Origin of the sequence: Gimesia maris, assembly GCF_008298035.1 — a bacterium.
Taxonomy (GTDB): Bacteria; Planctomycetota; Planctomycetia; order Planctomycetales; family Planctomycetaceae; genus Gimesia; species Gimesia maris.
Genome location: NZ_CP042910.1, coordinates 1,647,116 through 1,660,718, shown reverse-complemented (window position 1 = coordinate 1,660,718; position 13,603 = coordinate 1,647,116). Strand labels below are relative to the sequence as shown.

Sequence of the window (13,603 nt, the reverse complement as noted above, 5' to 3'; positions counted from 1 at the left end):
ATAAAAATACAATGAGGGCGTTTCGCGATGGTTTTTCTGTCAAACTGAAGAAAGCGTCCATGTACCGTTTCTTAGTTCTGATTCTGATTGCTTGCCTGGTTTTACCAGCCGCCCCGGTTTCGGGTTGCGAATGCAGCCAGCAGCAGACCAGCCAGGGCAAAGGCTGCTGTTGCAGCAAATCAGCCTCTGATACGGAGGTCCCGACGAAATCCTGCTGCTGCCGGACTTCCCCCATTACGAAAAAACAGCCTGAGTCGAATCACAAGCAGACTCAATGTCAGAAACCGAATTGCCACTGCCAGCAGACGTTTTCGCAGACCGCTGCAACCGTCTCTGTAAAAACCGTCGAGTTAGAGCAGCAGTTACGCAGTCAGTTCGAATCAATCGACCTGACTGCTCAGCTCACTCACCCTGTCCGCCCCGCCGTCTCACGCAATTTTGAGCGGCGTCCCCCTGAAATTTCTTACTCTTCAGGGGAGTTTTGCGCGCACTTCTGCCTCTGGTTAATCTAGTTTTTTAATACAAAACCGGATTGGCCCGCTCCGTTCTCAAGCAGTAGACACTCTAGTCTTACTCTTGCGCGCTTCCCTGCCGAATCTGAATTCTGCAGCGGAAAACCGGAACGGAACCTGCTTTCGTCTATGTGCTGTACTATTTTGTAACAACGACAATTTTTTAAACTTTCGAGGAGAAACCCATGCGTCAAGTATTATCTATCGCCGCTTTAGTTGCAGTCGCTGCATTTGTTGGTCAGAGTTTTGCTGCTGAAGCAGGTAAAGCAGTTTGCCCCGTCGCCGGCAAACCTGCCAACCCCGCTCAGACAGTTGACTACAAAGGCGGAACCGTCAGCCTCTGCTGTGGCAAATGCAAAGCTGCTTTCACAGCCAACCCCAAGAAGTTTGCTGCCAAAGCCAACATGCAACTGGTTGCAACCGGTCAGGCCAAGCAGGTTAACTGCCCCTTCGCCGGCAAACCAGTTAACCCAGCTCAGTCAGTAACAGTTGCTGGTACAGAAGTGAAATTCTGCTGTGGAAACTGCAAAAGTAAAGCAGCCAAAGCAGAAGGCGATGCACAGATCAAACTGATCTTCAACGACAAAGCCTTCGAAAAAGGATTCAAAGTCACTGAAAAGTAATCTCTTTCCAGTTGACTGAATCAGTTTTTCCTCAGCATCCATTTGCGGGCCAGTATGCTGAGCGTATATCGGGAGCGGGAGTTTTAAATAAAACTCCCGCTCTTTTTTTGTTTGAATGCATCCTGTTTGATTACGTCGTGTATTCCGAATTCAGCCTTACATATTCCTGCGTCAAATCGCTGGTCCAGAACACAACCTGCTCCTCGCCAAAGGGCAGGCGAACCTGAATCAGAACATCCCGGTTCTGCCTGATCCCATCCGAGATTGCCTGTTCGTTATAGTCGGCAGGTCTCCCGTCTTCATAAATCAGCGCCCCGTTGATATGCAGTACAATATCCCGCTCTGTCAGTTTCACGCTGGTCCGCCCGGAGGCAGAAACAATCCGCCCCCAGTTGGGATCAGAGCCGGCAATCGCTGTTTTCACCAGCGCATCATTGGCAATGGTGCGGGCAATTTCCATTGCGTCTGCGCGGTCTGCAGCGCCGGAAACTTCAATCGTCACGAAATGGTCGGCCCCTTCCGCATCCCGAATGATAGCCTGCCCCAGTTCCATCGCCACTTCGTCCAGCGCGGTCTGTAACTGAGTCAATTCTGTTTCCGATAATTCATGGGCCTCCGAGGCGCCATTGGCCAGTAAAATCACCGTATCACTCGTACTCGTATGGCCTTCAACAGAAACACAGTTGAAACTGCGATCAACGGCGTGCCTTAGCATCTGATCGGTCTGGGTCGCATCGAGGGGCGCGTCCGTCATGATCACCGATAACATGGTCGCCATGTTGGGAGCAATCATCGCGGCTCCTTTCGCGACACCACTCACCCGAACTTCCTGTCCGCCGACACTCACAACACGCGTCGACTGTTTGGGAACCGTATCGGTCGTCATCATCCCCCGGGCTGCGTTCAGAAATGATTCTGCATCCGCGCCCAGTTGTTCAATCGCTGCAGGTATTCCCGCTTCCAGCGGCGTGCGAGGCAAAAATCGCCCGATGATTCCGGTCGAACAGACCAGCACATCTTCCGCAGCAACACCCAGCCCGCCAGCCACCAGTCCGGTCATCCATTTGGCATCTTCAATTCCCCGCTCCCCGGTACAGGCATTCGCATTGCCCGAGTTGATCACAACCGCCCGCAGCGAATCGCCGGGCACCCGTTCTCGGGATACTTTCACCGGGGCACCACACACCTGGTTTTTCGTAAACACTCCCGCTCCCGCGCAAGGCACATCAGAGACGAACAGCGATAAATCAAAGGTCGTTTTTTTTTCTTTGATTCCACAGGCCAGGCCGGCGGAACGAAATCCCCGGGGTAAAATCATGTCAGCAGTCAACTGCCTCTCCTCGCGGTAAATAGTTTCAGACGATCAGGCCCGTGGTTTCCGGATAACCCGCCATCAGATTGAAATTCTGGACGGCAACACCGGCTGCCCCCTTGATCAAATTATCGGTGGCGGAGAACACAATCAATTGATCGCCGGCAAATTGCACCGAAATATCACAGTAATTGGTTCCCGATACATTCTTCGTCGCCGGGATCGCATCAATAATTCGGACGAACGGCTTGCCTTCATAAAAAGTTCGATACACGCCCAGCAGTTCTTCGCGGCTGACAGCTTTCGTCAGGCGGGGATACATGGTCGCCAGTATCCCCCGGTTCATTGGCGTCAGGTGAGGTGTGAAGGTTACCTTTACTTCTTCCCCCCCCACGGTCGTCAGTACTTCTTCGATCTCGGGAGTATGCCGATGGGTTCCCACGCCGTACGCGGTGATACTCTCATTGCACTCCGGATACAGGGTTCCCAGCTTGGGGTTCCGCCCGGCACCGCTCACACCACTTTTGGCGTCAATGATAATGCCCGTTGGTTCTATCAGGCCGGCAGCCATCAATGGCGCCAGTCCCAGAATCGCCGTACTCGTATAACAGCCGGGGTTGGCAATCAGGTCGGCGTCCGGTATTTTTTCCGACCACAATTCGGGCAGACCATACACGGTACTTCCCAGCCGCGTCGGATCGATATGCACATGGTGATACCATTTTTCATAGACGGCAGGATCACTCAACCGGTAGTCGGCACTTAGATCCACCACCCGGCAACCTTCTGCCAGCAGATCAGGAATGACTTCCATACTCGCCACATGCGGGAGTGCACAGAATACGAAGTCAGAACGTTCGGCAATCTCGGCTGGCGTCAATGCTTCGCAGCACAGATCCAGGCGACCGGTCAGACAGGGATGGATTTCGCTGATATGAGGCGATTCTTCTGAGCGAGATGTCAACGCCACGATTTCCACGTCTGGATTTCGCAGCAGAATCTTGATGAGTTCCAGAGCCGCATAACCGGTGGCTCCCATGATGGCAACTTTTGTCATTATTTCCTGATCCGACTAAAATTCTCTGCAGAAGTCGTCAACTGACCGACGTCTGCCACTATAGTTTCAAAACGTCCATTCTAAGCCTGATTACGATGACGACAAGTAACTGTCCAGAAAGGATCACCCGCTTTATCCAGATTCTGCCAGGTAATCACTGGCAGAGCAGCAGATTGAGGAAAATCAAATCAGCGCCACATGCTGAGCTGACTGACATTGGCAGAACAGGTCATCATGCAGATTTAATAATGATTGTTTAGAATCAACAAAGTCAACGCCCACACCGATTTTGACTGTGATTCTTTCAAATTAAGCGGCAAAAACAATTCGGTTTCCTTTTCAAAAACGGGTGGAAACATCACAATAAAATCATTGATTCAGGTCGTTTTCGACAGCCATTCAATTTGCCTGTGCTCCGGTCCCTCACAATAGATGATGCTTTCGGTGAGGTCGTCATCAGGGTTGCCAGCGAGCATGTGCCAGTTCAACACGGAATAAAGAAGAGGAAAGAATGTCTAACGTTGCCAAATTAGCCGCCGATGCGCTGACTGAAGGTGGTGGAATTTTTCGTTTGTCCCCGACATGGGTTCCCCGATCATTTCTGCAGCCTGGTCGCCGCCTGAAACTGCATCCCAATGATTACTATGCATTAGGTACCCACCGCGGAGGAATTGACGAACGCTGGTTTGGCTCTACAACTGTCGCTGCGAACGAAGGCGCACCCGATGACGAAGGCTTAAGCTACTGCGTTTTCGGCGGTGAAAAATTCACTCTGCGGGATGCCATCAGCGAACTCGGTGCCGAAATCATCGGCGATAGCATCTGGGGCAAATACAATCGCTGGCCCGTCTACTCGAAATTCTTCGACAATATGGGACCCATTCCTCACCACATGCACCAGAACGCCGAACAGGCTGCCAAAGTCGGGCAGGAAGGTAAACCCGAATCCTACTACTTCCCTCCCCAGATGAACGCCATCGGTAACAATTTTCCTTACACGTTCATGGGACTGGAACCCGGTACCACCAAACAGGATGTGATCGACTGTCTGGACCGCTGGAATGACGGCGACAACGGAATTCTCGATCTTTCCAAAGCCTATCGCCTCAAACCGGGGACCGGCTGGTTGATTCCCCCCTGCGTTCTACACGCCCCGGGAAGTCTCGTGACTTACGAACCACAGTGGGGCAGCGACGTGTTCGGCATGTATCAGTCCATGGTGGAAGGCCGGGCAGTTCCCCGCTCACTGCTGACCAAGGACTTCCCCGAAGACAAGCACGACGATAATGAATATCTCGTCGATGCCCTTGACTGGGAAGCCAACGTGGATCCGAACTTCAAGGATAATAACTACCTGGAACCAATCGCCATTGGCGATACTGCTGCCGACGGTTATGTCGATCGCTGGATCGTGTACGGCAAAGTCAAAGGCGAACAGCTCTTCACCGCGAAAGAACTGACCGTCGATCCCGGCGCGAAAGTGACCATCAAGGACACCGGCGCTTACAGCTGGATCACGGTTCAGGGTGAAGGCACCATCGGTAATCTGAGACTGCAGACACCTGCCATGATCCGCTTCGGTGAAATGACCGAAGATGAAGTCTTCGTGACCGAAAAAACCGCACAAGCGGGTGTCACGATTGAAAATACCGGCAGTGAGCCACTGGTTTCACTCCGTTACTTCGGTCCCGATGCCTGCCCGAGTGCACCCAACATTGGCGATTACCGTAAATAAAGCCGACCCATCACACAGGAACTGCCCGAACTCTCGGGCAGTTTTCTTTTTGATCTCTCAACTCCTGCTAACATGAAGGACCGTCTCATGAGTGATAACGCAGCTAACACCTTACCCAAACTTCATAATGCAGCCTGGCCGGGTGTGGTCGGAAAAGGCCCTGATTCCGAACCTCCCATCGACCTGGATACCATGCTCGACTTAACCGCTGCCGCGGAAGTCGACGGCATCAAATTTGACGGGACCGACCTGTTCCTGTTTGATCCTCACGTCAGTATCGACTCCTCCGATGACGACTTGAAACAACTGGCCGAAAAAGTTCAATGTCGCAACCTGGTCATCGGTTCGGTCGTGGCTCCCGTCTGGCCTCCCACAGGGGGTGGCTCTGCCATGGGAAGCGCCGAAGAACGCGGCCAGTTCCTTGAACAGGTCCTCAAAGGCTGCACCATCGCCCGGAAACTGCGCGAACTGGGCGTTCGTCCCTACGGCGTCGTGCGTCTCGACTCTGCAGCCGGCGTGAGTGACTGGGTGGGCGATCCCGAAGGCAATCAGGCAAAAATCGCGGAAACCTTCAAACAGGCCGCCGACATCGCCGCCGATCATGGCGAACGCCTCGCTGCCGAAGGCGAAATCTGCTGGGGAGGCATGCACAGCTGGAAACGCATGGTCCAACTGCTGGAAATGGTCGATCGCCCTGACACGCTGGGTTTCCAGGCAGACATGTCACACACCCTGCTCTACCTGATGGGTTATAACGCCCCCGAAGACCGCCTGCTCCCCGAGGACTTCGACTGGAGTGATGAAGCGACCTTCGACGCGGCCTACAAAACCCTGACCGACGCCCTGCGCCCCTGGACGATCGATTTCCACGTTGCCCAGAATGATGGCACCGTGCACGGCACCGGTTCCCACGACAAAACCGGTCGCCACTGCCTGCCTAAAGACCCTAATGGCAAGCTCGATATCGTCAAACGGGCTGGTTACTGGCTCAAAGATGAAAGCGGTAATCCCACGAAGAAATTCGAACATATCTGCTGGGATGGCTGCATGTTCTCCAACGAGATCATGATGAGTCCGCAAACCTGGAATGACATCCTGGAAGCCATGATTAATGTCAGAAAAGCCCACGGCTGGTCCTGATCCTGCTTAATTTTATTTCAATCTCAACCTGAATTTTCATATTGAAGGAGTCACACCAATGAGCAAACCCGTACGCGTCGGCCTGATCGGCTACGGATTCATGGGACGTACCCACTCCAATGCTTATAGACAAGTCGGTAAATTCTTTGACATCGAACACACGCCTGTTCTGCAGGCCTGCTGTGCCCGCAGTGAAGACAAAATCAAAGACTTCGCTGACAACTGGGGCTGGGAGTCCTACGAAACCGACTGGCGTAAGCTGATTGAGCGGGACGATATCGACCTGATCGACATCACCACCCCCAACAATTCCCATCACGATATCGCCATTGCAGCTGCCGAAGCCGGTAAAATGGTGCTCTGCGAAAAACCGCTGGCCATGAACACCGCCGAAGCAGTCGCGATGACAGACGCTATCGAAAAAGCAGGCGTCGCGAACATGGTCTGGTTCAACTACCGCCGTGTCCCTGCAATTACGCTGGCGAAACAGCTGGTCGACGAAAAACGTATCGGCCGCCCTTTCCATTACCGGGCCGCTTATCTGCAGGACTGGACGATCGCCGAAGACGTTCCCCAGGGGGGTGCCACACTCTGGCGTCTGGATGCGAAAGTCGCCGGGAGTGGCGTTACAGGCGACCTGCTGGCTCATTCGATCGACTCGGCCATCTGGCTTAACGGGCCGATCACTTCGGTCTCCGCTGCCACGGAAACCTTCATCAAAGAACGCGTTCACCAGGAAACCGGCGAAAAGACGAAAGTCGAAATCGACGATGCCTGCATGTTCCTGGCCCGTTTCGCCAATGGCTCAATGGGAACCTTCGAAAGCTCCCGTTATGCCCGCGGACGCAAAAACTTCAACACGTTCGAACTGAACGGCGAAGACGGTTCGGTCTTCTTCGATCTGGAAGATCCGCAGATCCTGCAGTATTTTGAATATGCCAATCCTACGACCGGTGAGAAAGTCGAAGACCATGTGACCGGCTGGCGACGGATTCATGTCACCAACTTCGAGCATCCTTACATGGATCACTGGTGGGTTCCCGGTTGTACCATCGGATACGAACACACCTTTACCAATGCCCTGGCAGACTTTTTCCAGGGACTCGATACTGGTAAACCAACCCAGCCCGACTTCCGTGCGGCACTGGAAACACAGAAGGTCTGTGACGCGGTGCTGCAAAGTGCCAAAGACAGGCAATGGGTTGAAATAGCATAGCATTGCAGGCACGTTTTCTGTTATAATGCCTGCATAACAAGTCTTTGTAAAAACGGGTGGCACTCCGCGTCGCCCGTTTTTGCTATATAATGAATCTGAAAACTGAAGTTAGCACGAATCGGGAGCCAAAAAGATGGACCGTCATCCAATCACACAAGAAGGTTATGATAAGCTGCGCGAAGAAATTCGTCATCTGGAAAGCGACGTCATGCCTGAAATCGCGGAAAAAATCGCAGATGCCCGCGCGGAAGGTGATTTGAAAGAAAATACCGAATACCATGCCCAACGTGAAGCACAGGGGATGACACAGGCGAAAATCAACCAGCTGAAATCCAAACTGGCCAACTGCTACATCGCAGACAAGTCGACAATGCCGAAAGGCGTCGTTACCTTTGGCTCAATCGTGACCGTAAAAAATCTGGATGATGGACTGGATGAGAAATACGAGTTCGTAGGACCTGGCGAAGAAGATTACCTGGGTGAAGTCATGAAGATTCTCACTTCAAGTCCGCTTGCAGAAGGTCTGCTCAACAAGAAAGTGGGAGATAAAGTCGAAGTCGAAGTCCCTTCCGGAACACTGAAATTTGAAGTGATTCAAATTGAAGACTGATATTATTCCAGGACCAAAAAAATAAAAAGCGGCATGAGATATTTCTCACGCCGCTTTTTTATATATCGTTTCGTTCCAGACAGCAGAAAAAGAGTCATCAGACTTCCCGGGCTGATTTCAATCACAGATTGAGAGCATCTCAGTTTCCCACAACCAGAGGCCCACGTGCCTCGCAGATGCTGTTCTCAACCGGCAACAGGTTATTTAGCCTGAACCAGCACACGATTCATTAAAGGAATCGATGGTGCAAATGTCTGCACGGTCTGTGTCACCAGCTGCTTCAGGTAGTAACTGGAGCTGACGCCATACACCGTAATTCCTGCGTGATCACAGCGAACTTTGACATTCTGAACCTGGTGATGAGTACCAGACTGAATCTCAGACTCCAGCCTCGCAGGGGCAGGACAGCTATCCCAGGCTGCGGTGAACCGCGGGGCAACTTCCCGGGGAGGTGTACTTTTCGCACGCTCCATAAGAGCTTCTGCTGTGATTGTTTCTTCTGCAACGGTACGCTCTGGCTTTTGTAAAATTTGCAAAGACATTGCAATCATCCAACTTAAAAAAAGTGTGTCGGCTTTGTTTTGTACTGGTTTCAGGACATTCGCGAATCATGTGCCGAAAAGAAAACTGTTCAAAAAAAACAGCAATCGCGATACGCTGACTGTGATACGCGATTATCGTATCTGTTTCAACACACAACACTTAGTCAATTCAACTTTGAACCGAATCTTAATCCGCTGTAAATAGAGAGGCCCGAAAATCAAGCTTGAGCATGCGTCGTTTTTTTGCTGATCCCCAAACAAATGCACAAAAAGTGTGCGAACACCTGCAGAAACGCATCCCGGTAAATGATCCTTACGAACCATAGCCTGAAACCAAGCACAATCCGGTTGAACTGTCTGCCTTGATAAGTTGATCCATCAACTACTTCTGATCGTCAATCCAGGCCGCAATATCCCGTACCACCTCCTCAGCCACATTTCCGGGAATCATGTACTCCGCAGGAGTCCCCGGCCCCTCGCCTGCCATGAAGAGGTGGTTCAGCTTCGGGTAGGAAATGAACCTGACATCCTTCCGGTTCCTTAAAGCCTGCTTCCACCTGGCGAAGTCATCCATCGTCACCTGATAATCCCGCTGCCCCTGCAGGATCAGGAGAGGCACCTGGAGCGTTCTGGCACGCTCTGCGGCATCATAGCCTCTCAAGGCCAGCCAGTAGCTGGCGGGGATTCCCAGAGGAAGTTGCCCGGCGGGTGTTTCGGGCTTCAGCTCCAGAGATTTGACCATCGCAACCTGTTTTTCCAGTTCTTGAAGCTTCTGCTGGCTTTCCGCGGCAGCCTCGCCGTTGAGCGCGGAAAGATACTTCACCTGTTCCAGTACGATCTCCTCCAGGGGTCGTGCGGAGCCCGCCAGACTGATCAACCCGGCAATCCCCTGCGCTTCTGCTCCCAGCTGGGGAAGAAGGTAGCCCCCCAGACTATGCCCCAGAACAAAAACCCGGGTTCTGTCAATCTGCGCCTGCGACTGGAGAAACTGAACCGCTGCCACCGCATCATCAATCGTTTCTTCCCTGACGGTCAGACTTTCCGACAGGAGCACCATCTTCAATCGATGATGCTTTGTGCGTTTCTCATAGCGCAGAACAGCGATTCCCTGTGACGCGAGCCCTTCTGCCAGATCACGAAAGGGCTGATTTGGACCAGTCGTTTCATTGCGATCCTGTGGGCCGGAACCATGCACCAGCACAACCGCGGGCACCTTCTTACCCATTACCGGTACTGACAGCGTCCCTGGTAGCGACCAGAGCCCGGTCCCGATGGTAACTTCGGTCTCTTTAAACCGGTTCGGCTTGACATAAGAGGGGCTTTGATAGCGGCCTGCAGGCAGAAAAAACAAACCAGCGATCTGCTGGTTTGCAGCGAAGACGACCTTCACATCCAATAGCCCCTTTTCGAAGCGACAGGTTACGAGAGTAATCTGATACTGCGGAACTTTCTGCAGCCGGATACTCTGAATTTCCTGAAGTTCTCCCCACTGACCAGAAATCCCTTCCCAGAGCTTTTGCAGCTTGTCTTCAGGCAGGTGATGACTCATCTTGCTGTCAAAGCTGCTGACAGCCTCTCTGTAGTCCCCCTGAGCCAGTTGTGTGACGAATTCCCGGGCCAGACTCTCAGGAGTATTTTCAGCCTGCTCTGCGGCCCTGGTCTCCAGAGCGATTGTAGCAAGGAGTAACATGACTCCAGACAAGATCGTTTGCCTCATGTCGTCAGTCCACCTCTCCACAAAGCGGAAGCGGTATGAACATTCTGTCTCAGCGCAAGGAAAGGGTCTTCAGTCAATTGCCTGAAGACCCTTTTCTATCGAAAACATAACGATTCGCATTGTGAAAAAGACACTGCGAAATCGATGATTTTAAGCAAGAAGTCCCTGCAGCAGGTTTTCTCCTGGACCGTGATCGTAACAATCACTGTTATTCCAGAGTGGTAGACCAGCAGCATAGCGAGCAGCCAGCATCAGAACCTTCTGTTCTGAACCAGGCTTCGCCTGTGTTGCTTCGTCTGGGTTAATGCCCATTTCGCGGTACTCTTCTTCACCGAACAGAGCATCGAAGTTGGGATCATACCCTTCACCAGAAAAATCCTGGTAATCACCATCTTCGTAGCTGACCAATGACTGATCATCTTCAAGTTCGTATGAAAGAGTCTCAACGTCATCCGTACCCATCAAAAATGCCGACATTCTCTTCTTCTTTCTCCAACAACAATTACAAAAGTCCAGAATCTCCACCCATACCATATGAGTGAACAAACCTTCTACGTGGAACAAAACAATCAGTCATCTCTACCAAACCGAGAAATTCAATCGCTCGTAGCGTACGCATCCATTGCGTTATTTGGGAGATTGAAAGCAACACCCTCCAAGGGTGTGGGAAGTTTTTTCAGGTGGGAAACTCTTCTAAATTAGTGGTTAAAAAACATCCCGAATTTTTTTGGCTGCAGTTGAAAACCGCAAGAGAGGACACCTATTAGGTATCCCCTGTTTCTAGGACAATTCTTTAGTTTTTATGGTAAAATGTCAACAAGATTTTTGACATTTTTGCAAACTACTTTGAAATCGAATCCCTCAACAGGTAACTCTCGCCTGAGATTCAGATTTCGCCTGCCGTTTCGGCTGAATCTGCTGGATTTTGATGAATCAAAACCACATGGTGACAACATTCAACAGTAGCACTCGTTCACAGATCAGGGGCGATGAATCCCGTAACGTTTCAGTTTCCGATCCAAAGTGGAACGTTCAATTCCCAAGATTTGAGCCGACCGCGATTTATTCCAGTTGGTATTATTGAGCACTGCCAGAATATGTTCCTGCTCCATGATCTCCAGTGAAACTTCCCGATACCGGGTATGAGCGGCAGGAAGCACATTCTGAGGATCGCTTTCCATGCCGACGGCGGATAACTGGATATCAGAAGCGTCTATCACGTCGCCGGTGCACAAGATAAAAGCCCGCTCGATCGTATTCTGCAGTTCGCGGACATTACCCGGCCAGTGATACGCTTCCAGCAGCTCCTTGGCTTCCTCGGTAAATCCGCGAATCGGTCGCCCTGTTTTCACCACAAAGCGATTCAGGAAATAATCGGCCAGCAGCAGGATATCGTCCGCACGTACCCGTAGCGGGTCAACGCTGACCTCTACCACGTGCAATCGAAAATAGAGGTCCTGCCGGAAGATCCCTTTTGCAACCGCTTTCTCCATATCCCGGTTTGTCGCAGCAACCACCCTCACATCAACATTGATCGATACACTGCCGCCGACCCGCTCAAAGGAATGCCCTTCCAGAACCCGTAGAAACTTTGCCTGCACCCCCAGGGACATTTCCCCGACTTCATCCAGAAACAGAGTCCCCTTATGTGCCTGTTCGAATTTACCAGGCTTCTGACCGGTTGCACCGGTAAAGGCCCCCTTTTCATGCCCGAACAGCTCGCTCTCCAGCAGACCCTCACTGAGAGCCGCACAGTTCATGCAGACAAAAGGCTGTTTCTTTCTCTGGCTGTTGAAATGAATCGCTCTCGCTACCAGCTCTTTACCAACGCCGCTCTCACCACGAATCAGCACACTGGCATCTGTAGGGGCAATCCGCAGGATCTGTGCCTTCATCGCAGTCATACTGGGGCTTTTCCCGACCAGCTCACTCTCGAGCTCCAGTTGCTCCCTCAGTGCTTTATTCTCGCCTTCCATCCGCGCCAGACCATCGGAGAGTCGTAGCTTCTCACTCAGGTTCTGAAAGGAAATCGCCAGTTGATCCGCCAGAGCCAGTGTGAACTCCAGGTCATCTGAATCCAGCGGATTATCGGGGTTGGTCGAATACAGGTGGATCAGTCCTGCCACCCCCCGTTTATTTCGCAACGGCGCACAGATGACACTCTGGGCATGAATTTTCCCCAGGCTGTCCCGCGTCGACAGCTTGCTGTCATCCGCGATATTGTGGGCCAGAATCGCATCCCCTTCATCAAAAACCATCTCTGACAGGAAGTGGGAAGGCTTCTGGTAAGGCAACTCGTCGACTGATTGAAAAGCGATGACCTTCAGGTGTTCAGGCTTGCGGGGCTGCTGCTGGGCCGGATCAAAATACAAAATAGCCCCGATATCCGCACTCGTTCCCTCAAACAGCCCGTTCAGGACAATCTGCGAGAGTTCCTGCTCGGACTGGACATTGCCCATATCCAGCGCCAGGCGATACAGGCGCCCCAGCTCACGGCTGGTTCGATCCCGGTCCCGGTCAGAATGAGAGACTGGAGGCGGTGTGTGAAACCGGGTGTGACTCTTTCGCTGGATGATCTCGGGGACGTTGAACTCTTCCCAACTGGACTGATGCCCCGCCCCCATGGTCTCACTCTCCAGCTCGGCACTGGAGCCGTCTGACGTCGGACGCGAGGAGAAACGGGATACATCAAACGTAAAGATCGCCTGACTGTCACCAATTTCTACGATGTCGCCTTCCTGGAGCTCATAATCCTGGCTGATGGGAATCCCCTGTACCAGCGTCCCGTTTCGACTTCCCAGATCTCGGATGTACCAGGCAGAATCGCTATAGAAGATCTCGCAATGATTGCGGCTGCAGACCTCGTCGTCGAGCACAATCCGGTTCGTCGGCGCGCGGCCGATGGTCGTCACCTGACGATCCACCAGGCGATACACCTTGCCCCGCTCTTCCAGCTCCTGAATGATCAGATACGCTACCGAGGAAGTCACGTTTGAGTTTTTCTTTTCAGAATTATGCATGTATGATGACACAGGACTGGTTCCACTGCGGTAAATCCAGCGAACGTGATCCCTCATAATAGAGCCAACAGGCACCCGCCCCGCAAACATTGCCGAAATCAGTACGCCCTATTTACTTA

Annotated in this window: 12 protein-coding genes; 6 read left to right on the top strand and 6 right to left on the bottom strand. The window is 52.2% G+C overall.

Annotation, left to right across the window (positions count from 1 at the left end; all coding sequences use genetic code 11):
• Positions 1-59 precede the first annotated feature (59 nt).
• Together GmarT_RS06305 and GmarT_RS06300 are read left to right on the top strand one after the other, a co-directional pair.
• Positions 60-512 (top strand): hypothetical protein, encoded by a 453-nt coding sequence (locus tag GmarT_RS06305; protein WP_149302490.1) that lies wholly within the window; start codon positions 60-62, stop codon positions 510-512.
• Positions 513-697: 185 nt separating this feature from the next.
• The gene (locus tag GmarT_RS06300; RefSeq protein WP_002647603.1) at positions 698-1,135 is read left to right on the top strand and encodes a hypothetical protein; all 438 of its coding nucleotides are present in this window, start codon (positions 698-700) and stop codon (positions 1,133-1,135) included.
• Between the two features lie 130 nt (positions 1,136-1,265).
• Here the strand turns inward: GmarT_RS06300 and argJ are convergent, their stop codons facing one another.
• Positions 1,266-2,465, bottom strand: coding sequence for a bifunctional glutamate N-acetyltransferase/amino-acid acetyltransferase ArgJ (gene argJ, locus GmarT_RS06295; protein WP_230682359.1), 1,200 nt, complete (start codon positions 2,463-2,465; stop codon positions 1,266-1,268).
• Positions 2,466-2,490: 25 nt separating this feature from the next.
• A complete protein-coding gene (gene argC, locus GmarT_RS06290) occupies positions 2,491-3,504 on the bottom strand; it encodes an N-acetyl-gamma-glutamyl-phosphate reductase (protein WP_002647605.1) in 1,014 nt (337 codons plus the stop codon).
• 511 nt (positions 3,505-4,015) lie between these two features.
• On the opposite strand from argC, the gene GmarT_RS06285 reads away from it, so the two are divergent.
• The 4 genes from GmarT_RS06285 to greA all read left to right on the top strand — a co-directional run bounded on the left by GmarT_RS06285 (position 4,016) and on the right by greA (position 8,205).
• Positions 4,016-5,239 (top strand): cupin domain-containing protein, encoded by a 1,224-nt coding sequence (locus GmarT_RS06285; RefSeq protein ID WP_002647606.1) that lies wholly within the window; start codon positions 4,016-4,018, stop codon positions 5,237-5,239.
• A gap of 87 nt (positions 5,240-5,326) precedes the next feature.
• Positions 5,327-6,379, top strand: coding sequence for a sugar phosphate isomerase/epimerase family protein (locus GmarT_RS06280; protein ID WP_002647607.1), 1,053 nt, complete (start codon positions 5,327-5,329; stop codon positions 6,377-6,379).
• Positions 6,380-6,437: 58 nt separating this feature from the next.
• Positions 6,438-7,595, top strand: coding sequence for a Gfo/Idh/MocA family protein (locus GmarT_RS06275; RefSeq protein WP_002647608.1), 1,158 nt, complete (start codon positions 6,438-6,440; stop codon positions 7,593-7,595).
• Between the two features lie 133 nt (positions 7,596-7,728).
• Complete coding sequence (gene greA / locus GmarT_RS06270) at positions 7,729-8,205, top strand: transcription elongation factor GreA (RefSeq protein WP_002647609.1); 477 nt, start codon at positions 7,729-7,731, stop codon at positions 8,203-8,205.
• A 200-nt stretch (positions 8,206-8,405) separates the two neighbouring features.
• Here the strand turns inward: greA and GmarT_RS06265 are convergent, their stop codons facing one another.
• The 4 genes from GmarT_RS06265 to GmarT_RS06250 all read right to left on the bottom strand — a co-directional run bounded on the left by GmarT_RS06265 (position 8,406) and on the right by GmarT_RS06250 (position 13,454).
• On the bottom strand, positions 8,406-8,747 hold the full coding sequence (locus GmarT_RS06265; RefSeq protein ID WP_149302489.1) for a hypothetical protein: 342 nt from the start codon (positions 8,745-8,747) through the stop codon (positions 8,406-8,408).
• A 382-nt stretch (positions 8,748-9,129) separates the two neighbouring features.
• Complete coding sequence (locus tag GmarT_RS06260; RefSeq protein ID WP_149302488.1) at positions 9,130-10,464, bottom strand: alpha/beta hydrolase; 1,335 nt, start codon at positions 10,462-10,464, stop codon at positions 9,130-9,132.
• A 150-nt stretch (positions 10,465-10,614) separates the two neighbouring features.
• Positions 10,615-10,941: a hypothetical protein gene (locus GmarT_RS06255; RefSeq protein ID WP_002647613.1), complete on the bottom strand. Its 327-nt coding sequence runs from the start codon at positions 10,939-10,941 to the stop codon at positions 10,615-10,617.
• Positions 10,942-11,444: 503 nt separating this feature from the next.
• Positions 11,445-13,454 carry a sigma 54-interacting transcriptional regulator gene (locus tag GmarT_RS06250; RefSeq protein ID WP_230682360.1) on the bottom strand — a complete coding sequence of 670 codons (2,010 nt, stop codon included), beginning with the start codon at positions 13,452-13,454 and terminating at the stop codon, positions 11,445-11,447.
• Positions 13,455-13,603 lie beyond the last annotated feature (149 nt).